The organism is Phenylobacterium sp. (genome assembly GCF_030680185.1).
GTDB lineage: Bacteria > Pseudomonadota > Alphaproteobacteria > Caulobacterales > Caulobacteraceae > Phenylobacterium.
The window spans coordinates 80,215-98,500 of the sequence record NZ_JAUXVZ010000029.1 but is presented as its reverse complement, the minus strand read 5'-3'; the positions used below and the strand labels follow the sequence as shown (position 1 = coordinate 98,500).

Sequence of the window (18,286 nt, the reverse complement as noted above, 5' to 3'; positions counted from 1 at the left end):
CGGCAGCATAGACCCGGCTTAAGGCCGGACGCTACGGATGGCGCGCAGGGCGGCGAGTGCGGCGCGGGCCTCCTGCGACATGGCCCACAGGCGCCGGCGGGCGTTTGGAGTGGTCGTATCGGCGAGCCCGCGGGAGGCGGCTTCGCGCAGGGCTTCGGCCTGCTGGTCGAGGGCGCGGGCGGCGTGCTGCAGATCGGTGAGCGCCGATTTCAGACGGCCCTCGGGAGATTGCGCCCAGGCCTGGGCGGCGGCCAGCCGGCTCTGGGCGAGGTCGCGCAACTGGTCTGGGCTGCGCCGGCGGCGCGGTTCGGGCGCGAGCGCTGACCAGCCTGCGCCCCAGGCGCGGGTCGCCTGACCGTGGCGCCAGGCCTGCTCGTCGGCGTGATCGAGACCGGCGTAGGCGGCGGAAAGCTCGGCGTCGGTGACGATGGGCTGCATGCAAAAACTGTATAATAGATACAGAATTCTGCAATCAGAAGCGCAAGCCTAGATGGCGCTCTGGATGATCCGCCGGGCCTGGAAAGGCGGGATGATGGCGGTGATATGGGCCGCCCAGCGCAGGCGCGCGTCCTGGCGGGTGGGACCCGCCACGCTTTCCAGATCGAACAGGCCCGAGCGGGAGCCGCGCAGCAGGCGCTTGACCAGCACCTCATCGGTGTCGATCTCGACCACCACCACATGGCCCAGCATGTCGGGCGTCGGCGGGGTGCGCTGGTCCTCGAAATAGATGAGCGCGCCATCGTCGGCGAGGCCGCGCATGGAATGGCCGACCACCCGCAGAGCCGCGGCCTTGTCCGTGCCGCCAGGGGGGATGGGGGCCAGATCGCCAGCATCCTGGCCGGTTGCGAACAGAACCACCCCGTCGGGATTGGCGCCGACCCGGCCGAGGATCGGGACGTAGCCGGCCAGCGCCGAGGCGCGGATCGGGCCGGCTGCGTCATAGAGCCATTCGGCGCTGACCCCGAAGGCGGCTGCATACTCCTTGGCCTTGCGATAGGAAAACGGCGCATTGCCGTTCTCGTTGGAGGCGTAGGTGTTGCGGTTCCAGCCGAACGCCTCGGCTGCGGCGGCGGCGGTTTCATGGCCGGCGTCGAGGCGGGCCTGGCGAAGGCGGGCGGCGCGGTCGTTCATGGCCATGGTCTAACGCAACTCTGGATAACTGTACATAGCCTACAGTTTCCGCTTGCCGATTGTATGTATGAAAAATACAGTCTGCCCATGCAACAGACAGAACCGGTCCGGGCCGCGACCCGAAGCCCCATCAGCCTGGGGGACTACGCCAATCTCCGCCGCGGCGGGACATCGCCGGGCAGGGCCCGCGCGCTGCTGCGGCTGGAGGACCGGGAACTGGCCCGGCTGGAGCGGGCCTTCCGCGGCCAGGTGGCCCGCGGGGCAGGCGAGGCCCAGCCCCGCTTCGCCCATCATGAGCGCCATGTGGCCAAGGTGATGGAGCAGGGGGGCTTTCCGGCCCTGACCGAGACGCGGATCGGGCGCAACGGCGTCCATGTGGGCCTGCCGCTGGTGTGGCCGGAGGCGGGGCGATGAGCGGCGCGCCGGGGGACGCCGGCAGCCTGGTGGCTCAAGCCTTGGGGCATCGGACGCCGGGCGACCGGGCGCAGTTCCTGAAGGAGCTGCTGGCCCATACGGCGGCTGGCCTGGTGATCCTGGAGGGGGAGCGGGCCGCCAGCGAGGCGGTTTACCGGCTGGCCGATGCGGTGGTGTCGCGGGGGCGGCCTTGAGGGGGCAGATCTTCGATCCGGCGGCGCGGACCCGGGCGCGGCTGCGGACCCTGGAGAGCCGGGCGAAGGACCGCGCCGAGGCCGAGGCGGTGGCCGTCGGGGTGGCCGAGACGGTCGGCCTCGCCGGGGCAAGGGGTGCGGCGTTCGAGGGGCCGGCTTCGCCCGGCCGGCCCTATCGCCGGCAGGCGGGGCTCGACTGGCTGGCGCGCAAGGGCCGGATCACCGACGCCCAGAAGCGTGCCGGCGAGCGCTATGGCGCCCTCTATCGCCGGGCCGCACGGGAAGGCGCGATCCGCTCGACCCTGGACGTGCGGCCGGGCGGCGGCGGCCCGGCGGGTCCGGGCGCCCGGGAAGAGGTGCTGCTGATGGCCGCCGAAGGCTCGGCCCAGGCGACGGCGCGGCTGGCGGCGATGCGGGCTAGGCTGTGGGACCAGGCCGACCTAGTGAGCGCCTGCGACCTGGTCTGCGGCCGCGAACTGACGCCCCGCGAGGCCGTGGCTAGCGAGCGGGAGGTGGGCCGGATCGAGGCGCTTCTGGGCGTGGCGCTGGACGTGCTGGCGGGGGAGGGGCGCGACCGGTCTTGACCGTATCTCGATTGAGATACAACTATGGAGCCATAGTCAGGAGGGCCAACCATGGTCGCGCGAACCTCAATGCTCCATGTGCGCGTCGATGACGAGCTCAAGGCGGAAGCGTCGGAGAAGCTCGCGCGCGTCGGTCTCACGGTCTCCGATGCCGTTCGCATCCTGCTGACCCGCGTCGCCAAGGAAGGTGGATTGCCGGCCGGGCTCACGTCCGATCCCGAAGTCTATGACGCCTGGTTCCGCACCAAGGTGCAGGAGGCTCTGGCTGACCCAAGCCCTGCGCTGCCTCACCAGGAAGTTATGGACGAAGCCCAAGCACGGATCGACCGTAAGCGCCGTGACCGCGCGGGCGGTTGAGTGGCGCGAAGCGGCGCGCGCCGACTTGCTCGCTATCGTCGATTACATATCCGACGCCAATCCCGACGCCGCTCAGCGGTTGAAGGACGAGCTTGAGCACAAAGTATCGAAGCTGCCCGACCGTCCGAGGCTGTATCGGCCGGGGCGGGTCGCCGGCACCCGCGAAATGGTCGTCCGGCCAAACTACATCGTGGTCTATGCCGAAGATGAGCGCGCCGTGGTCATTCTGCGGGTGCTTCACGCCACCCAGCAATGGCCGTCCGGCTGAGAAGGGGCGGCCAAGCCGGATGTGCTGGCGAACGCCTGAGCCCGTTAGAGGTCTCGGACCAACCTCAAGCGTTCGACGCCGTTTTCCATGACCTTGCCGATCGGTTTGAAGCCCGCCTGCTCCGCCGTGCGCAACGAGGCTAGGTTGTCAGCCTCCACGTGCGCAGAGACCTGGCGGAGTTCTGAAATGTTGTCTCGGGCTGCCTGGCAGAGAAGGATGAGGGCGCGGCTGGCATATCCCCTGTTCCTGTGGTCGGGGAAAACCCAATAGCCGACATTCGCCAATGCGGGCTCTGGTCGGCGGATTTCGGCGCCGCCGATGAGCGTTTTATCAGGCAACCTGAGCGCATAGGTGATTTCCGGTCCGCCGGCGGCCCAGCGCCGCATGTAGCGGCGTATGGCGTCCTCAGCTTCGTCAAGGCTATGAGGGCGCCCGCCGTCGAAGCGTCGGCGAATTTCGTCGTCTTCGCCGCCCAGATCGCCCGCCGCGTCGGCCAGCCGATGCTGATCTAGCTGGATGACGGCGTCTGTCAGGCAAGTTGGCAGCCTTATGGGGTGTTGGATCGTCATCACGCGTCCCGGCTGCCCAAGCGGAGGCTCAGAGTACCAAGGCGGCGCGACGGTGGCATGATGGAGGACGCAAGGCGCAATCGAGCCCGGCCCAGGACACAGCGGGCGCCCCTCGATCACAGTTGCTGGGCCATCGAGCTGTCGAGCCAGGCCGCCATCAGGCGTGCCGCCGTCGCTTCGCGGCGAGCGATGGACTCTGGATCGGCGGTGTCGAGGTCGTTGGCGGCGTAGCGGGGGTCTGTCGTCCGCGCCACGATCACCGGCGGGGCGCCGAACTGGTCGGCGGTGATGTCGATGATCCAGCCTTGGCAGGTGACCCAGGCGTGGGCTTCCCAGCGGCCGTGGACGAGGAAGCCGAAGTCGCCGATGGGCGAGGTCTCAGAGCGGCGCGGGATTCCGTTCGACCAGTGGGCGTCGTGACCCTGCCGGCGAAGGACATCGCGGACGAACAGGCTGGTGCGGCCGCAGGTCCCGGCTGACGGCGTGGCGCCGCGGTGCGAGGGATCGGCGGCCTGCCAGTCGTCCCAGACGGGCTCCATGAACCGGCGGAGGCTTGTGGCTGTGGCGGCGAGTTGGCCCGGCAGGTCAGCCATGTGCGGGGGCCGCGCGGGCTGGGCTGCCCGCGATCAGGTCGAGGATCTCTGCGGTGGGCCGGACGTCGCCGAACGAGCGGTAGATGGTGTAGAGGGCGGCGTTGTGGGCGGCGTCGGTGACCGTGGCGGTGGCGTCGGCGGCGAAGATCACCCGGTAGCCCAGGGTCGAGGCGTCGCGGGCCGAGCTTTCGCAGCACACATTGGTCACCGTGCCAGCGATGATCACCGTCTCGATCCCACGGGCGGCGAGGCGGTCATGCAGGTCGCAACGGCCGGGGAAGAAGGCGCTGGCGGCGGACTTCTCGGCGAAGACATCGCCCTCCATCACGGCGAGCTCGGGGCAGAGGCGATCACGCGGGGCGCCCTGGCCGCCCGAGGCGCCATAGGTCTGGGCGATCTGCGCCCCATAGAATTCGATGGCGTGGGGGGAGGGGGCACCCGCATCGGCGGGCAGGACCCAGGCGACTACGCCGTCCCCCTCGCGCAGGGCGGCGGCCAGACGGTTGATCGGCGTGATGGCGTCGCGGCAGTGGATATTGGCCTCGGCGAAGAATGGGACCATGTCGATGACGACGAGGGCCGTGGTCGTGGGGTTCAGATGTTCGTAGGCGTGGCGTCGTCCGCGGCGGGACTCCTGGCGAAGATACTCCCGCTCAGCGATCATCCAGTTGTGCGCCATGGCCTTGTCTCGCTAGAGTGTTCATGAAATGTACCCGGCCACCTAGCAGATCGATCGTGACAGATTACGCCTCGTATATGATCTGCACGGCGCCGCGCAGCGGGAGCACCCTGTTGTGCCGACTGCTGGCCGAGACGGGGGTGGCGGGGCGGCCCGCCTCGCATTTCCACGAGCCTTCCCTGGTCGCATGGGCGCGGCGGCTGGAGGTCGAGCCGGCGACCGACGCCTCGGAAGGCGAGATCGTCGCGGCCTGTATCCAGGCGGCCCTCTCGCGAGGGCGCAGCGACAATGGGGTGTTTGGCCTGCGCCTGCAGCGGCCCAGCTTCGACTTCTTCTTTTCGCACCTGGCGTCGCTCCATCCGGATGAGACGACCGACCGGGGCCGGTTTGAGCGCGTCTTCGGCCGCACCCTGTTCATCCACCTCTCCCGGGCCGACAAGGTGGAGCAGGCCGTGTCCTGCCTGAAGGCCGAGCAGACCGGCCTGTGGCACGTGGCGCCCGACGGCTCGGATGTGGAGCGGATCGGCCCGGGGCGCGAGCCTGAATATGACGGCCAGGCGCTTCAAGCCTGGGTCGAGGCCATGGTCGACTATGACAGGGGCTGGGACGCCTGGTTTGGGCGCGAGGCGATCACGCCGGTTCGGCTCTCGTACGACGAGGTTTCCAGCGATCCCCGGGGCGCCCTGCGGCGTGTCCTGACCCCGCTGGGGCTGGACCCGGCGGCGGCCGATCGCGCTTCGCCAAGCCTGCGGAAGATGGCGGACGACACCAACCGCGATTGGGCCGCGCGGTATCGGGCCGAGGCGGGGCTGGGGTAAGGTGTCGCCTCATTCGGGCGCCGAATGCCGGACGCCGAGGCTGCTTCCAAAACGAGAGAAGATGCGATGAGCGCGATGACCAGAGAGGGCGGTTGCCGGTGTGGCCAGGTGCGGTTTCGGGTGAGCGAAGCGCCGAAGGTGACGATGGCGTGCCACTGTTGGGGTTGTCAGCAGATGACGGCGAGCGCGTTCTCGTTGAGCGCGCTGTTTGCGGCCGAGGCCTTCGCGGTGACGGCGGGCGAGCCGGTGATCGGCGGCTTGCATGGGGCGACGCGGCACTTCTTCTGCCCGCACTGCATGAGCTGGATGTTCACGCGGCCGGAGGGCGTCGACGGCTTCGTCAATGTGCGCTCGACCCTGTTCGATGATCCCTCGGGGCTGGAGCCGTTCATGGAGACCATGACGGCGGAGAAGCTGCCTTGGGTCAGCACGCCGGCGGTGGAGGGGTTCGAGGGCTTTCCGCAGCCGGCGGATTTCGGGCGGCTGATGGGCGCCTATGCGGCGCGGTCGGCGGGCTGAAGCCGCGTCGCCGTAAGGATCAGGAGGCGGAGCGAGGGATCGCCCCGCCTCTGGTCGTTTATGGGTTCAGGCCTTCTGAATGGCCGCGGCGATCTCGTCGGTGGTGTGGCCGGTGAGGTCCTTGGCGATTTCGCCGACCAGGCGGGACTCGGTCTCCTTGTGCCAGCCTTTGCGGAGCTGACCGAGCGTCTTGGGCGCGGCGATGACCAGCAGCTTCTCGACCCGGTGGGTCAGGATCATGTGGTTCAGGACGTCGGCGACGCCCATGGCGAAGCCGTCTTCGGCCTGGGTGCCGTTGTCGGGATTGGCGTCGCTGGATATGCGGCCCGGCGCGCCGGAGACGCGATCCTCGATCTCGGGCGTCGGCAGGGCCTTCAGCTCGATATCGGCATGGCCGGCGTTCTGGAAGAGCGCCAGCTTTTCGCCATCGACGACGGCCACGTGGGCGCCATTGGGAAGTATCATCTGGAAGCTCCGGTTGTTTCGGGATCGCTTGAACGTGCCGCGGGGCGCCGCGGTTGCCAATTGAGGGCGAACCCCTAGTTGTTCCTATTTTGTTCTTGCCATCCCGCGGGAATTTGGTAGGTTCTGTGTATGGGTCGTTCTTGCGTCTGAGGCGCCGAGGACGCCGCGGCGGGCGAGGCCCGCACTTGCATGACATCTCTCCTGGCGAAGCGTTGAGCGGGCGGCCGTTGGGCGGTCGGCTTTGCGCGAGGCTGGATGGTCGCCCGCCCCCTGTCCCTCCCCCGGGGCGGCGGCGCGCCTCGAGGTGGCGTTTGCGAGGCGGCGTCCTTTGCGCGGCAGGAGCCCCGCGCCCGGCTCCAGGAGCCAAGCGCGCGCCTCTCGTGGGGCGCGGAGCGGGCGCGGGGCGGACGGCCCAATGGTTCTTTCAGAGTTGAGGTGGCGTTATGGCGCGGGCGGTGCGGCGGCGGAAGGATCCGCGCGAGGCGGTGCTGGCCCTGGCGCCGCTGGCGGTGGAGACGCTCGCGGAGATCATGCGCGGCGCCGGCAGCGACACCGCCCGGATCGCGGCGGCGCGCGAGGTGCTGGATCGCGCCCACGCCAAGGGCAAGGGCGGCGAGGCTGAGGGCGGGCTGACCATCGTGGTGCGGCGGTTTTCCGATCCCGAGGCGGCCGGGCCTGGCCCCGCCGAATGAAGGGAGCCGAGATCGAGCTGCCCCATGGCTGGAGCCCGCGGGACTATCAGGCGAGCCTGTGGCGTTATCTGGAGGCGGGCGGCTTGCGGGCCGACGTGGCCGCCCACCGGCGCTGGGGCAAGGATGATGTGGCGCTGAACTGGACCGCGGTGAGCGCGGTGCAGAAGCCCGGCGTCTACTGGCATCTGCTGCCGGAGGGCGCGCAGGGGCGCAAGGCGGTCTGGGAGGCGGTGAACCCGCATACCGGCCTGCGGCGGATCGACGAGGCTTTTCCGCCGCAGATCCGCAGCGCGACGCGGGACGGCGACATGAGCATCCGCCTGGCCAACGGATCGGTCTGGCAGGTGCTGGGCTCGGACAATTATGACAGCCTGGTGGGGGCGCCGCCGGTCGGCGTGGTGTTCTCCGAATGGGCGCTCGCCAGGCCTGACGCCTGGACCTACATCCGGCCGATCCTGGCGGAGAATGGCGGCTGGGCGCTGTTTCTGTGGACGCCGCGGGGGCGCAACCACGCGGTGCGGGCCTTTGAGGCGAGGGCGCGGGACGGCGCCTGGTTCACCCTTCGCTCGCCGGCGACGGAGACCGGAGTGTTCACACCCGCCCAGTTGGCCCGGGAACGGGCCGAGCTGGTGGCCGAGACCGGGTCGAAGGAGGAGGGCGAGGCCAGGTTCGCCTCGGAATACCTGGTGGACTTCGATGCGGCCGCGCCGGGCGCCTATTATGCCGGCCTGTTGGGCGACGCGCAGGGCGCGGGCCGGGTGGGTCATGTGCCGCATGATCCGGGGCTGGCCGTGCATACGGCCTGGGACCTGGGCATCGATGACTATACGGCGATCTGGTTCTTCCAGCAGGTGGGGCCAGAGGTGCGCGCCATCGACTATTTCGAGACCAGCGGCGAAGGGCTGCAGGCCATCGTCCGCGAGGCCATTGCGGCGAAGCCCTACGTCTATGGGACCCACCACCTGCCGCACGATGTGATGGTGCGCGAGCTGGGCGCGGGCGGCCGCTCGCGGTTCGAGACCCTGGGCGGGCTTGGCGTCTCACCCATCGAGGTGGGGCAGGCGACCCACCCGGAGGACCGGATCAACGCCGGGCGGCTGATGATACCCATGACCTGGTTCGACGCCCAGGCCTGCGCGCTCGGGCTCGACCGGCTGCGGGCCTATCGCAAGCGCTGGAATGCGGCGACGCGAGCCTATGGCGGGCCGCTGCACGACGCCGCCAGCCACGGCGCCGACGCCTTTGGCGAGTTCGCCCTGAACCGTCGCGGGGCGGCGGTTCGGCGGGCGGCGCGGCGTGGGGCCGGCGGGGCGAGCGGGAGCTGGATGGGGTGATGCCCGTCTTCGCAAGACAACAACAGAGAGACAGCTTGATATGAGCGACCCCTACCTGAATTGGCGTGCGAGCGCGCCTGGAGCCGCACGAAACGGCGGGGCGGTGGATGAGGCAACTGTCAGTGAAATCCAGGTCATAGGTCGACGACCTGGATCGGTGCAGACGACTGGCTTCTGGTCGCGCGACCCCGGCTTCGTGGAGAGCTTGATCCCCGTTTGGGGCTCCACCCGCGGGCTGATCGCCGACTTGAAGCAAGGCGATCGACGAGGGGCGGCGATCAATGGCGCCATGCTGTTGAGTGAGTTAAATCCCCTTGCCTGGGGTGCGACGGCTCTAAGTAAGGCCGGTATTCGCGCTGCGATGAAGGCCGGAACCAGCCAGACTTGGAACGCTACGCGTAAGCGCATGGCGAAACAGGGTTATTTTGGAAAGGGTGAGCAGGGGCACCACTGGTTTATACATCAGGCATCCGGGGCGCCGCTTTGGATTACAAATCACCCGATAAACATCGTCAAGCTGCCTGCCGATGTACACAAGCGGATACACTTTCGAGATCTGAAAAATGGCCTGCCGCGGTTCAATATGGGTGAGCGGCTCTACTACGGCACTCCGACATGGCTAAAGGTAGAGGCCGGTCGCGCTTCTGGCCTCACGGCCGGCAAGGCGTCGCTGGCGGGCAACCAGGCTGATGCCGTCTATTCTAGCGACGAGATCACCACTCCTGAGACGAGGCAAGAGGTGTCGGATACATCTCGCCTTGTTCCGCTTGGCGACAGTGTCTTCGCCATCAGGCCTGGGCTGGTGAACGACTATGATTCAGGCCGTTACTGGTAGACTCACGCCCATAAGTTCGCAATATGTTCCGCGTTGTGGGTGGCTCATGAGTGGCAGGATGGCGTCGAGGCAATGGCGGTGGGCGGCGGCCGGGGTGGCGGTGTTGAGCGCCACCAGCTGCGGCTATGCCGTAGGCGACTTCGTCGGCATTAACGCCTGCATCGATCACAACGGCCATTGGGAGAAGGGGGTCTGCTACGACAGCGGGGGATCGCTGTCTTCCCTGCCGCATGGTTGGCAGGCCATAAACCCACACGAAATCTCGGCGGTCACGGGCCACGCCAAGGATTGGGGTGTTCTTGAACCTGGCGCCGTCGATCTCGACGGGGACGGAGCCCCGGATCTTGCCCGCATCCTCGTTGACCCGTCGATGACGCAGTTTCGGCTGTTCGTCTTCTACGGCAAGGACGACCTTGCCGGGGATCGGGCCGTGGCGCTGACCGAAGCCCAGAGGGTCGCAGATGTGGCGGGCGTTTCCGTCAGTGTGGAGGGGCCGCCTGGCGAGCCCGACAGGGCGCCGAAGATCACCTTGCGTCGGACGATTGAGGGCGAGAGGCGGGACATGGTCTTCGCCTGGCGCGGGGATCGCCTGGCGGAGGTGGCGCCGTGATCGAGCCGCCCACTATTCCGGTCGGACGGATCGTGCGAGGCGGTCTGCTGTCGGTGGTCCTGGTGCTGTTGCTGATGGGCTCCTGCACGGTGGGCTGCCTGGGCCGCGGGGCCGAGTATCCGCAACGCTGCCGGAATAATGGCGGGGCGCCGGGCTATATGGCCTGCCATATGCCGCGACTGACCGCGGCCCCGCCGGAGGGTTGGGTGTTCCGCACGGCGGCCGACATGCGGCCGGGCGACGATGGCGATCAGGCGTGGCGGGAGGCGCTCGACCACTATCAGCGCCTTGCCGTTTCGGCCGATTTCGACGGCGACGGGCGGGAAGACCAGGCGGCGATCCTGTTGGACGAGACCTTTGAGACGTTTGCGGTCTTCGCCTTTCCGGGCGGCGGCGAGGCGGCGCGGTTGACGCCGCCGCTGCCGGTCGCGGCCTTGCCTGGACGCGCCCTGGCCGTGCGCAAACCCTGGCGCGGCGGAAGGCCGGTGCTGGTGGTGAAGGCCGCGGATGGCGAGGACGAAGCCTTCGCCTGGGACGGCGCGGCGTTTGTGAGGGCCGGTCAATGAGCCTGGCATTTCAGTGGGAGGCCTGATGCCTTGGATGCGACGCGAAATGCGGTGGGCGGCGGCCGGGGCGGCGATGCTGAGCGCCGCCAGCTGCGGCTACGCGACCGGTGACTTCTGGATCGGTGACGGCTGCGGTGACCAGAGCGGCTATTGGGGCGATGGCCTCTGCTACATCATTGGCGCTCGCCAGAGCACGCCGCGCGGCTGGCAGAGCGTGCAGGCCCCGGAATTGGCGGCGGTCAAGGACGTGGCTCATGACTGGGGGCGGCTCACAGCTTCCGGGGCCGACCTTGATGGCGACGGCGAAGGCGATTCCATCGCGGTCCTTGTGGACCCGACGCTGACCCAGTTCCGCGTCTTCGCCTTCTTCTCCAGGGACCATTTCTCCGGGGCTGCGGCCCGTGCGCTGACCGAGGCGCGGCCCATCGCTGAGATGGATGCGGTGTCCGTGGAGTTTAACAAACCGGCGCCGTCCTCCACTGCGGCGGCGAGCTTCACCTTGCGGCAGAGGGTCGGCTGGACGACCAACGACATCACCTACACGTGGGCGGATGGCCGCCTGGTCGAGGTGGCGTCATGACGATCGAACCACCTCCCTTTCCCACCTGGCGGCTGCTGAGAGGCCTGCTGGTGTCCGTCGTGATGGTCATGCTGCTGATGGGCTCCTGTGTTGTCGGCTGCAAGGGCCGCGCTTTCGAGTATGGGGAGCGCTGTCGCGACCATGGTGGCGTTCGCAGCCGACTGGACTGTCACATGCCCCGCCTGACGGTGATCCCGCCGGAAGGCTGGGTGTTCCGGACCACGGCGGACCTGATGCCCGTTTATGGCGATGACCCCACATGGCGAAAGGCGCTCGACCACTATCAGCGGCTGGCGGTGTCGGCCGATTTCGATGGCGACGGGCGAGAGGATCAGGCCGCGATCCTGCTGGATGAGCCCTATGAGCGGTTTGCGCTCTACGTCTTCCCGGCGGGCCGCGAGCCGGTCAGGCTGGCGCCGGCGCAGCCGATCACGGCGTTGCCGAAACGCACCTTGGCCGTGCGCGAAGGCCGGGGTGGCGCGCCACCGACCCTGGTGGTGAAGGTTGGAGACGGCGAGGGCGAGGCCTTCGCCTGGGATGGCGGGGCGTTCGTGAAGACGGCGGACTAAGCCCCCGCCGGACCTAAGGAAAATCGGATTTCTCTGACACAGCGTCCCCGACTTGGGACGCCAAAGGGCGTTTGCATGACTGATGACGACATCCTGCGCGACGCCCGCGAGGCGTTCGAGCGTGCGTCGGCCCACGAGGCCGAGATCCGCGAGGAGGCGCGCGACGACCTTCGGTTCGCCAGGCTGGGCGAGCAGTGGCCGGAGAAGGTGCGCCGGGACCGGGAGCTGGACGGGCGGCCCTGCCTGACCATCAACCGGCTGCCGGCCTTCGTGCGCCAGGTGGTCAATGATGCGCGGCTGAACAAGCCGGCCATCGTCTGCCATCCGGTGGACGACGGCGCCGATCCGCAGACGGCGGAGATCTTCAACGGCCTGATCCGCCACATCGAGCAGTCGAGCGACGCCGAGGTCGCCTATGACACGGCGCTGGATTTCGCGGTGACCTGCGGCTTCGGCTATTTCCGGATCAACACCCGCTATGCCCGGGATGACAGTTTCGAGCAGGACATCGTCATCGAGCGGGTGGCCGATCCGTTCAGCATCTATGGCGATCCGGACTCCACGGCCGCGGACTCCTCGGACTGGAACACGGCCTTTGTGGTCGACAGCCTGCCGCGGGCGGCGTTCCAGGCCCGCTGGAAGGGCGCCGATGCTGTGGACTGGTCGGGGTCTGGCCATGAGGGCGCGGCCGGCGCCTGGGGCGACGGCGAGCGGGTGACCGTGGCCGAGTTCTGGCGGCGCGAGGCGGTGCGCCGCAAGATTGTCGCCTTGAGCGACGGGCAGGTGATCGAGCTTTCCGCCTATGAGGCCCAGAAGGGCCTGTTCGATGCGCTGGGCGTCAGCATCCAGGGCGCGCCGCGGGAGGTGGCCAGCCACCGGGTGGTGCAGCATGTGGTCACCGGCGCGCAGGTGCTGGAGACCGTCGAATGGGCCGGGCGGTTCATTCCCATCGTGCCGGTGTTTGGCGAGGAGCTGCGGATCGATGGCCGCCGGCGGCTGCGTAGCCTGGTGCGGGACGCCAAGGACCCGCAGCGGATGTTCAACTACTGGCGGACCACGACCACCGAGCTGGTGGCGCTGGCGCCCAAGGCCCCCTTCATCGGGCGCAAGGGGGCGTTCGAGACCGATGCGGAGAAGTGGGCGAGCGCGAACGTTCAGACCCACGCCTATCTGGAATATGACGGGCCTGAGCCGCCCATGCGGCAACCCTTTGCGGGCGTGCCGGCCGGGGCGCTGCAGGAGGCGCTGAACGCCAGCGACGACATGAAGGCGATCATGGGCCTGCATGACGCCAGCCTGGGGGCGCGGTCCAACGAGACCAGCGGGCGGGCGATCATGGCCCGCCAGCGGGAGGGGGACGTCTCCACCTTCCACTATATCGACAATCTGAGCCGGGCGATCCGGCACGCCGGGCGGATTCTGATCGACCTGATCCCCAAGGTCTATGCCGCGCCCCGCGTCGTGCGGGTGCTGGGGCCGAGCGGGGAGGCGAGGCTGGCGCAGGTGAACCAGCCGGTGGCGGTGCGCGAGACCGATGAGACGGGTCAGGTGCGCGAGGTGCGGCGGATCTATGATCTGAGCGTCGGCAAGTACGACCTGACGGTGCGGGCGGGGCCGAGCTTCACCAGCCGCCGGGAAGAGGCCGCGACGCAGATGATCCAGCTGATCCAGGCCTATCCGGCCGCAGCCCCAGTGATCGGCGACCTGCTGGCGCGCAATCTGGACTGGCCCGGCGCCGACGAGATCGCCCAGCGGCTTTCCAGCCTGCTGCCGGCCCAGGTGCGCGGCGAAGCGCCGGAACTGGGCGAGGCCCGCGCCGCCATCGAAAAGCTGTCCCAGGCCCTGGCTGGCGCAAACCAGAAGCTGGAGGCGATGGCCAAGGACCAGGCCCTGGAGACCCGCAAGCTGGAGATCGCCGCCTTCGAAGCCGAGACCCAGCGGCTGAAGGTGATGGGCGCTGGGCGCGCCGCCGACTGACCTTTCTTTTTCGACCTCAAGGATCAAGCACATGGCCACCGGCAAGGTGACGGGCGCGTTCACAGCGACAGGCCCGAGCGAACGATTTGCGCCCGACTCCCGGCCCGGCGCGCCGCGCAGGTTCAACCTGTCGCTGTGGGGCGTGTTTTCCGGCAGCGTGCGGGTGGAGCGGTCGTTTGATAGCGGCGCGACTTGGCTGGAATGTTCCCGTGACGGGGCGGGAACGCCGGCGGCCTATGCCGCGCCGATCTCCGTGGTGATGGAGGAGCCGGAGGCCGGCGTGCTCTACCGGCTGAACTGCACGGCGCTGAGCTCGGGGACGGTGAATTACCGCCTGAGCCAGTGAGCGGGGGCTGCAAGTTGGCTCGAGGGGTGGCGAGCGGCGTCGCCGTGCGCGGCGCCCAGGCCCTGCGGCCCCAGACCGACGCGGTGATCGGGCAGATGGCCCAGACCCCGGGGAACGCCCAGGCGGGCGCCATGGACCAGCTGATTTCGGCCCTGGTGGCCGCCGAGATCTGGTCGCGGCTGGACGCCCTGTTTGTCATGGCGGCGGGCGATGAACAGGCCGCCGGGGTGAACTGGGCGCAGCCCCTGGTGGGCGGATTGTCGCCCGTCAACAGCCCGGTCTTCGTCCCCTGGTCCGGTTACGAGGGCGACGGAGCGACGAGCTTCCTGGAGACCGGTTTCCTGCAAGGGGGCGGCCTCTATCAGGCCGCCGATCACCACGCCGGGGTCTGGGCCGTGGCTGGAGATAGCAGCGGCTGCGCCTTTGGCAATTCTCGCAATCGTATCCACCTGCGCAGCAGCGCAGGCCAGCTGACCACCCGGTCCAACTGCACCACCAACCGGCAGGTGGGGATCGCCAGCGGTTTTGGCCACACCTTGATGAGCCGGCGGGCGGCCGATGTTTACCAGGTGCTCAAGGACGGGGTGGTGATCAGCGAACCCGTCGAGGCGATCACCACGGTGGCCGCGCAGCGGCTGATCCTGCACGGCTATGCGGCGAGCGGAACGGAGGGCTCGCTGAGCAGCTGGCGGCTGGCGGCGGCGCACTTCGGCGCTGGCCTGACCGCCGAGCAGGGTGCGGCGCTTCATTCGGCCCTGGGTCGATACCTGGCGGAGGTTGGATCATGGGCGTGAGCCTGGTGTTGATGGACGAGGCCCTGGCCGCGCAGATCGTAGGCCCGCAGTTGAAGCCGAGACTGATCCTGGCCGGCGCGCATGCCGGGGCCTTTGCGCTCTCGCCGGCGGTGCTGGCCGATGAGCGGCATGCGGCGGTGCATGGCCTTCTCACGAACCTGCCGCGGGTGACCCTTTCACCGGACGAGGCCTGGCCGGAGACCGACTGAGGCGCTTGGCTTCTCAACTTTGAGCCGGAGCGGCCCCGCCGCCCGAATTCCAAGGACATGACCATGATGCAAGACCCGACCATCCTGGGCGGCGCCGATCCGCGCCTGCTCGCCGCAGGCCCTGGCGCCGAGGCTGACGCGATCGAGGAGATCGAGCACGGCGGCCAGTTCTATCGCCTGCCGCGGGCGTTGAAGGCGAAGCTGATGGCCAATATCGACCATGAAAGCGCCGCCCAGACTGTGGCGGCCGAACGCCGGGCCCTGGCCGAGCGGGCGAAGATGATGGAGCTGGAGGCCGAACTCGCCGGCGCCAGCGCGCAGGACCGGGCGGTGCTGATCGCGCTGGAGCAGCAACTGGCGCAGTTCGAGGGCGTCGACTGGCAGGCGCTGAGCCAGCAGGACCCCCAGCTGGCCCAGGCGCTCTGGACCCAGGCGAACGACGTGGCCCAGGCCCGCGAGGCCTATGGCCAGGCCCTGGCCCAGCAGGACGAGATGGCCCGGGCCGCGGCCGGCGAACGGGCGCGGATCGAGCTGGAAGAGACCGGCCGGGTGCTGGCCGGCCAGATCGAGGGCTGGTCGCCGGAGGTGGCGGCTCAACTGGTGGAATACGCCCAGGCCTTCGGCGTCACCCTGGACGAGCTGCGCGAGGTGGCCGATCCGCGGCTGTGGATGATCCTGCACCGGGCCCAGCAGGGGGAAGCTGCGATGAAGGCGCAGGCTGGGACGCAGGCTTCGCTTCAGTCGTCGCCTCAGCCCGCAATCCAGGTGCGGCCGGCCGTGCAGGTGGGCGGCGGCTCGGCCCCGGCCAGCGCCGTGCGCGACGACATGGGCGCGGCCGAGTGGATGCGCCGCAGGAACGCTCAGGCCATGGCGGGGCGGTGATGGCGGGGCGTCAGCACTATGTCCCGTCGTCCTGGGCGGGCGAAGCTCTTCGACCTCGTTGCGCCGCGCGTCAGTAAACCTGCTCCAGCGACCGATGAAAGATAACGGTCCGGTTTTCTTCGAAGGCCGGAAAAATCACGACTCCCCGCCAGTCGCGAAAGTAATGGGGCAGATGGTTGGCGAATGCGGTGTCCAGCTCGACGAAGCCTTCAACGCTTTCCCACAGACGGAGGCTGCGGCCGTCGTCGAGCCAGATGTCGAACACCACCTCGTCGGTGGTGATGAGGTCGAGCTTGAGGGCGACAATCTCTCCGACCGCGGCGAAGGCGGCGGAGAAGGGCGGTGGCGACTTCTGCCAGAACCAGCCTCGCTTCGGCGCCTGGAAGACGAAGCCCTCGTCTTGAACCGAAAGTTTGCCGTAGTTCGTCATTTGTTCCAGTTTAGCTGTGTCTCTATCCAGGGCAAGGCTGAGCTTCGCCACCCGTTTCCAAAGGAGGTGCGTTTGGAACTGTTCCGTCGCCTGTTCGGGCGTTCGAAGCCGAGCGAGCCAGCGTCACACGCGCCCATCCCCATGTCTGTCTGGGGGCGGGTCTGCCTGACCTTGCGCGAGGTGGACAATCGCGACGAGCAGGACTGGCCCGGCGAGGTGGTGCGGCCCCTGCAGGGCGGACGGTGGCTGATGGAGATGGATCCGCCGATCCTTTATGATGGCCTGCCGCCGGAGGATCTGAAAATGGTGGCGGTCGGCCCGCGCTACGTGGGCGACGCCCTGGGCATAGATCCGCGCACCTGGCCGGATGTGGTCAATATGTTCATCCCGGCGCCTGGTCAGGACTTCGACGGCGAGCTGGCGCTCAAGGACATTGTCAGTGTTCGCCTGGCGCCGGAGCGTGGCGTGACCTTCGTCGACTAAGGGCTTTGGCGCTTCGCGCCAGGCCGCATTCTGAAATCGCAGACGCTGCAGCCGCCGGAGTGACCCTCCGGGCGCACGAGCGCGCCTGATCCCTATCCAACACCCGACCGGCGCAGCTGCGCCGACCCACATTCCATCCTCAAGGAAGACGAGAGCCTATGGCCAATTCGCTGCTTTCCCCGACCGCGGTCACCCGCGAGGCCCTGCGTGTGCTGCACCAGAAGCTGAACTTCGTGGGCTCCATCACGCGGGAGTATGACGACAGCTTTGCGCGCCAGGGCGCCAAGGTGGGCGACACCCTGAAGGTGCGGCTGCCCAACCAGTATGTGGTGCGCACCGGCGCGACCCTGGACGCCCAGGACACCACCGAGACCAGCGTCGAGCTGAAGGTCCAGACCCAGAAGGGCGTGGACCTGAACTTCACCTCGGTGGACCTGACCCTGTCGCTGGACGACTTCTCCGAGCGGATCATCGAACCGGCCATGAGCGTGCTGGCGGCCAATATCGAGGCCGACGCCATGGGCATGTACAAGACCGTCCATAACCAGGTGAACAACCAGGGGGCCGCCGCCAGCTTCGCCAAGATCTTGCAGGGCCGGAAGATCCTGGTGGACAATCTGGCGCCCCTGGCCGGGCGGACCTGCAATCTGAACACCCAGGACAATGTCGACCTGGTAGATGCGCTCAAGGGCCTGTTCAACGACAAGGCCAGCATTTCCAAGCAGTACCGCGAAGGCTTCATGGGCCGAAGCGCCGGCTTCGACTTCATGGAGAACACCCTGTGGCCCTCGCACACGGTGGGGACCAAGGCCGGTTCGCCGCTGGTGAACGGGGCGGGCCAGACCGGCGCGACCCTGGCCACCGACGGCTGGTCCAACAGTTCGGCGGTGCTGAAGGCTGGCGATGTCTTCACCATCACCGGCGTCTTCCGGGTGCATCCGGAGACCAAGCAGTCGACGGGCGTGCAGCAGCAGTTCGTGGTGAAGGCCGACGCCAGCTCCAACGGCTCGGGCGTGGCGAGCGTGCAGATTTCGCCGGCCATCGTCACCACGGGCGCCGCGCAGAACGTATCGAACGCGCCGGCCGATAATGCGCAGATCCAGGTGGCCGGGACGGGCGGGGCGGCCCACGGGATTTCGATGGCCTATCACAAGGGCGCCTTCGCCTTCGCCACGGCCGACATGGTGATGCCGCGGGGCGTGGACTTCGCCGCGCGCGAGGTCTTCGACGGGGTCTCCATGCGGATCGTGCGCCAGTACGACATCAACAACGACAAGTTCCCCTGCCGCCTGGACGTCCTCTACGGCTACCAGACCCTGCGCCCGCAACTGGCCTGTCGACTGGCCAACAACTAGGCGCGCGCAACGCGCCCTGGGGCGCGGCTCACA

The 18,286-nt window shown here is 68.4% G+C and carries 28 protein-coding genes; 21 read left to right on the top strand and 7 right to left on the bottom strand.

The window, feature by feature from the left end; translation table 11 throughout:
- Positions 1 to 18 precede the first annotated feature (18 nt).
- Both Q8L83_RS05605 and Q8L83_RS05600 read right to left on the bottom strand, forming a co-directional pair.
- Positions 19 to 438 carry a hypothetical protein gene (locus Q8L83_RS05605; protein WP_305285286.1) on the bottom strand — a complete coding sequence of 140 codons (420 nt, stop codon included), beginning with the start codon at positions 436 to 438 and terminating at the stop codon, positions 19 to 21.
- Positions 439 to 486: 48 nt separating this feature from the next.
- Complete coding sequence (locus Q8L83_RS05600) at positions 487 to 1,131, bottom strand: S24 family peptidase (protein WP_305285285.1); 645 nt, start codon at positions 1,129 to 1,131, stop codon at positions 487 to 489.
- An 87-nt stretch (positions 1,132 to 1,218) separates the two neighbouring features.
- Here Q8L83_RS05600 and Q8L83_RS05595 point away from each other — a divergent pair, with 87 nt between their 5' ends.
- From Q8L83_RS05595 to Q8L83_RS05575, 5 genes are read left to right on the top strand one after another with little or no spacing between them, the layout of a single operon-like run.
- Complete coding sequence (locus Q8L83_RS05595) at positions 1,219 to 1,545, top strand: hypothetical protein (RefSeq protein WP_305285284.1); 327 nt, start codon at positions 1,219 to 1,221, stop codon at positions 1,543 to 1,545.
- Positions 1,542 to 1,739, top strand: a complete 198-nt coding sequence (locus Q8L83_RS05590; RefSeq protein ID WP_300574762.1) for a hypothetical protein — start codon at positions 1,542 to 1,544, stop codon at positions 1,737 to 1,739. The genes Q8L83_RS05595 and Q8L83_RS05590 overlap by 4 nt, the downstream gene beginning before the upstream one ends.
- Complete coding sequence (locus Q8L83_RS05585; RefSeq protein WP_305285282.1) at positions 1,736 to 2,323, top strand: hypothetical protein; 588 nt, start codon at positions 1,736 to 1,738, stop codon at positions 2,321 to 2,323. Before Q8L83_RS05590 ends, Q8L83_RS05585 begins: the two co-directional genes overlap by 4 nt.
- 51 nt (positions 2,324 to 2,374) lie before the next feature.
- Positions 2,375 to 2,680, top strand: a complete 306-nt coding sequence (locus tag Q8L83_RS05580) for a type II toxin-antitoxin system RelB/DinJ family antitoxin (protein WP_305285280.1) — start codon at positions 2,375 to 2,377, stop codon at positions 2,678 to 2,680.
- A gap of 25 nt (positions 2,681 to 2,705) precedes the next feature.
- Positions 2,706 to 2,948: a type II toxin-antitoxin system RelE/ParE family toxin gene (locus Q8L83_RS05575; protein ID WP_305285279.1), complete on the top strand. Its 243-nt coding sequence runs from the start codon at positions 2,706 to 2,708 to the stop codon at positions 2,946 to 2,948.
- 44 nt (positions 2,949 to 2,992) lie between these two features.
- Here the strand turns inward: Q8L83_RS05575 and Q8L83_RS05570 are convergent, their stop codons facing one another.
- The 3 genes from Q8L83_RS05570 to Q8L83_RS05560 form a co-directional block, all read right to left on the bottom strand.
- Positions 2,993 to 3,517, bottom strand: coding sequence for a GNAT family N-acetyltransferase (locus tag Q8L83_RS05570; protein WP_305285277.1), 525 nt, complete (start codon positions 3,515 to 3,517; stop codon positions 2,993 to 2,995).
- Between the two features lie 116 nt (positions 3,518 to 3,633).
- Positions 3,634 to 4,110, bottom strand: coding sequence for a lasso peptide biosynthesis protein (locus Q8L83_RS05565; protein WP_305285275.1), 477 nt, complete (start codon positions 4,108 to 4,110; stop codon positions 3,634 to 3,636).
- The gene (locus tag Q8L83_RS05560; RefSeq protein WP_305285273.1) at positions 4,103 to 4,789 is read right to left on the bottom strand and encodes an isochorismatase family cysteine hydrolase; all 687 of its coding nucleotides are present in this window, start codon (positions 4,787 to 4,789) and stop codon (positions 4,103 to 4,105) included. The genes Q8L83_RS05565 and Q8L83_RS05560 overlap by 8 nt, the downstream gene beginning before the upstream one ends.
- Positions 4,790 to 4,845: 56 nt before the next feature.
- Between Q8L83_RS05560 and Q8L83_RS05555 the strand changes: the two genes are divergently transcribed.
- The gene (locus Q8L83_RS05555) at positions 4,846 to 5,607 is read left to right on the top strand and encodes a Stf0 family sulfotransferase (protein ID WP_305285271.1); all 762 of its coding nucleotides are present in this window, start codon (positions 4,846 to 4,848) and stop codon (positions 5,605 to 5,607) included.
- Positions 5,608 to 5,673: 66 nt separating this feature from the next.
- Positions 5,674 to 6,126, top strand: a complete 453-nt coding sequence (locus tag Q8L83_RS05550; protein ID WP_305285269.1) for a GFA family protein — start codon at positions 5,674 to 5,676, stop codon at positions 6,124 to 6,126.
- 66 nt (positions 6,127 to 6,192) lie between these two features.
- Here the strand turns inward: Q8L83_RS05550 and Q8L83_RS05545 are convergent, their stop codons facing one another.
- Positions 6,193 to 6,591 carry a host attachment protein gene (locus Q8L83_RS05545; RefSeq protein WP_305285267.1) on the bottom strand — a complete coding sequence of 133 codons (399 nt, stop codon included), beginning with the start codon at positions 6,589 to 6,591 and terminating at the stop codon, positions 6,193 to 6,195.
- Positions 6,592 to 7,046: 455 nt separating this feature from the next.
- Between Q8L83_RS05545 and Q8L83_RS05540 the strand changes: the two genes are divergently transcribed.
- From Q8L83_RS05540 to Q8L83_RS05485, 12 genes are all read left to right on the top strand, one after another.
- Positions 7,047 to 7,283: a hypothetical protein gene (locus tag Q8L83_RS05540; protein ID WP_305285264.1), complete on the top strand. Its 237-nt coding sequence runs from the start codon at positions 7,047 to 7,049 to the stop codon at positions 7,281 to 7,283.
- Entirely contained in the window at positions 7,280 to 8,617 is a 1,338-nt protein-coding gene (locus Q8L83_RS05535) for a hypothetical protein (RefSeq protein ID WP_305285261.1), read from the top strand. The genes Q8L83_RS05540 and Q8L83_RS05535 overlap by 4 nt, the downstream gene beginning before the upstream one ends.
- 40 nt (positions 8,618 to 8,657) lie before the next feature.
- Positions 8,658 to 9,452: a hypothetical protein gene (locus Q8L83_RS05530; RefSeq protein ID WP_305285259.1), complete on the top strand. Its 795-nt coding sequence runs from the start codon at positions 8,658 to 8,660 to the stop codon at positions 9,450 to 9,452.
- A 100-nt stretch (positions 9,453 to 9,552) separates the two neighbouring features.
- Positions 9,553 to 10,062: a hypothetical protein gene (locus Q8L83_RS05525; RefSeq protein WP_305285257.1), complete on the top strand. Its 510-nt coding sequence runs from the start codon at positions 9,553 to 9,555 to the stop codon at positions 10,060 to 10,062.
- Complete coding sequence (locus tag Q8L83_RS05520; RefSeq protein ID WP_305285254.1) at positions 10,059 to 10,628, top strand: hypothetical protein; 570 nt, start codon at positions 10,059 to 10,061, stop codon at positions 10,626 to 10,628. Before Q8L83_RS05525 ends, Q8L83_RS05520 begins: the two co-directional genes overlap by 4 nt.
- 73 nt (positions 10,629 to 10,701) lie before the next feature.
- A complete protein-coding gene (locus Q8L83_RS05515; RefSeq protein WP_305285252.1) occupies positions 10,702 to 11,208 on the top strand; it encodes a hypothetical protein in 507 nt (168 codons plus the stop codon).
- Positions 11,205 to 11,777, top strand: a complete 573-nt coding sequence (locus Q8L83_RS05510) for a hypothetical protein (RefSeq protein WP_305285250.1) — start codon at positions 11,205 to 11,207, stop codon at positions 11,775 to 11,777. The genes Q8L83_RS05515 and Q8L83_RS05510 overlap by 4 nt, the downstream gene beginning before the upstream one ends.
- Before the next feature lie 75 nt (positions 11,778 to 11,852).
- On the top strand, positions 11,853 to 13,754 hold the full coding sequence (locus tag Q8L83_RS05505; protein WP_305285249.1) for a portal protein: 1,902 nt from the start codon (positions 11,853 to 11,855) through the stop codon (positions 13,752 to 13,754).
- Between the two features lie 31 nt (positions 13,755 to 13,785).
- The gene (locus tag Q8L83_RS05500; RefSeq protein WP_305285247.1) at positions 13,786 to 14,100 is read left to right on the top strand and encodes a hypothetical protein; all 315 of its coding nucleotides are present in this window, start codon (positions 13,786 to 13,788) and stop codon (positions 14,098 to 14,100) included.
- Positions 14,101 to 14,126: 26 nt separating this feature from the next.
- Positions 14,127 to 14,894 carry a hypothetical protein gene (locus tag Q8L83_RS05495; protein ID WP_305285244.1) on the top strand — a complete coding sequence of 256 codons (768 nt, stop codon included), beginning with the start codon at positions 14,127 to 14,129 and terminating at the stop codon, positions 14,892 to 14,894.
- The gene (locus tag Q8L83_RS05490) at positions 14,885 to 15,103 is read left to right on the top strand and encodes a hypothetical protein (RefSeq protein ID WP_305285243.1); all 219 of its coding nucleotides are present in this window, start codon (positions 14,885 to 14,887) and stop codon (positions 15,101 to 15,103) included. Before Q8L83_RS05495 ends, Q8L83_RS05490 begins: the two co-directional genes overlap by 10 nt.
- A gap of 63 nt (positions 15,104 to 15,166) precedes the next feature.
- Positions 15,167 to 15,985, top strand: coding sequence for a hypothetical protein (locus tag Q8L83_RS05485; RefSeq protein WP_305285241.1), 819 nt, complete (start codon positions 15,167 to 15,169; stop codon positions 15,983 to 15,985).
- Positions 15,986 to 16,055: 70 nt separating this feature from the next.
- Here the strand turns inward: Q8L83_RS05485 and Q8L83_RS05480 are convergent, their stop codons facing one another.
- On the bottom strand, positions 16,056 to 16,466 hold the full coding sequence (locus tag Q8L83_RS05480; protein WP_305285239.1) for a hypothetical protein: 411 nt from the start codon (positions 16,464 to 16,466) through the stop codon (positions 16,056 to 16,058).
- 90 nt (positions 16,467 to 16,556) lie between these two features.
- Between Q8L83_RS05480 and Q8L83_RS05475 the strand changes: the two genes are divergently transcribed.
- Together Q8L83_RS05475 and Q8L83_RS05470 are read left to right on the top strand one after the other, a co-directional pair.
- A complete protein-coding gene (locus Q8L83_RS05475; RefSeq protein WP_305285237.1) occupies positions 16,557 to 16,898 on the top strand; it encodes a hypothetical protein in 342 nt (113 codons plus the stop codon).
- Positions 16,899 to 17,056: 158 nt separating this feature from the next.
- On the top strand, positions 17,057 to 18,253 hold the full coding sequence (locus Q8L83_RS05470; RefSeq protein WP_305285235.1) for a P22 phage major capsid protein family protein: 1,197 nt from the start codon (positions 17,057 to 17,059) through the stop codon (positions 18,251 to 18,253).
- Positions 18,254 to 18,286 lie beyond the last annotated feature (33 nt).

Coding starts and splice junctions, on each gene's coding strand:
- Q8L83_RS05605 (WP_305285286.1), bottom strand. CDS start 438: ATGCAGCCCATCGTCACCGACGCCGAGCTTTCCGCCGCCTACGCCGGT.
- Q8L83_RS05600 (WP_305285285.1), bottom strand. CDS start 1,131: ATGAACGACCGCGCCGCCCGCCTTCGCCAGGCCCGCCTCGACGCCGGC.
- Q8L83_RS05595 (WP_305285284.1), top strand. CDS start 1,219: ATGCAACAGACAGAACCGGTCCGGGCCGCGACCCGAAGCCCCATCAGC.
- Q8L83_RS05590 (WP_300574762.1), top strand. CDS start 1,542: ATGAGCGGCGCGCCGGGGGACGCCGGCAGCCTGGTGGCTCAAGCCTTG.
- Q8L83_RS05580 (WP_305285280.1), top strand. CDS start 2,375: ATGGTCGCGCGAACCTCAATGCTCCATGTGCGCGTCGATGACGAGCTC.
- Q8L83_RS05570 (WP_305285277.1), bottom strand. CDS start 3,517: ATGACGATCCAACACCCCATAAGGCTGCCAACTTGCCTGACAGACGCC.
- Q8L83_RS05565 (WP_305285275.1), bottom strand. CDS start 4,110: ATGGCTGACCTGCCGGGCCAACTCGCCGCCACAGCCACAAGCCTCCGC.
- Q8L83_RS05560 (WP_305285273.1), bottom strand. CDS start 4,789: ATGGCGCACAACTGGATGATCGCTGAGCGGGAGTATCTTCGCCAGGAG.
- Q8L83_RS05550 (WP_305285269.1), top strand. CDS start 5,674: ATGAGCGCGATGACCAGAGAGGGCGGTTGCCGGTGTGGCCAGGTGCGG.
- Q8L83_RS05545 (WP_305285267.1), bottom strand. CDS start 6,591: ATGATACTTCCCAATGGCGCCCACGTGGCCGTCGTCGATGGCGAAAAG.
- Q8L83_RS05535 (WP_305285261.1), top strand. CDS start 7,280: ATGAAGGGAGCCGAGATCGAGCTGCCCCATGGCTGGAGCCCGCGGGAC.
- Q8L83_RS05530 (WP_305285259.1), top strand. CDS start 8,658: ATGAGCGACCCCTACCTGAATTGGCGTGCGAGCGCGCCTGGAGCCGCA.
- Q8L83_RS05515 (WP_305285252.1), top strand. CDS start 10,702: ATGCTGAGCGCCGCCAGCTGCGGCTACGCGACCGGTGACTTCTGGATC.
- Q8L83_RS05510 (WP_305285250.1), top strand. CDS start 11,205: ATGACGATCGAACCACCTCCCTTTCCCACCTGGCGGCTGCTGAGAGGC.
- Q8L83_RS05505 (WP_305285249.1), top strand. CDS start 11,853: ATGACTGATGACGACATCCTGCGCGACGCCCGCGAGGCGTTCGAGCGT.
- Q8L83_RS05500 (WP_305285247.1), top strand. CDS start 13,786: ATGGCCACCGGCAAGGTGACGGGCGCGTTCACAGCGACAGGCCCGAGC.
- Q8L83_RS05490 (WP_305285243.1), top strand. CDS start 14,885: ATGGGCGTGAGCCTGGTGTTGATGGACGAGGCCCTGGCCGCGCAGATC.
- Q8L83_RS05485 (WP_305285241.1), top strand. CDS start 15,167: ATGATGCAAGACCCGACCATCCTGGGCGGCGCCGATCCGCGCCTGCTC.
- Q8L83_RS05475 (WP_305285237.1), top strand. CDS start 16,557: ATGTCTGTCTGGGGGCGGGTCTGCCTGACCTTGCGCGAGGTGGACAAT.
- Q8L83_RS05470 (WP_305285235.1), top strand. CDS start 17,057: ATGGCCAATTCGCTGCTTTCCCCGACCGCGGTCACCCGCGAGGCCCTG.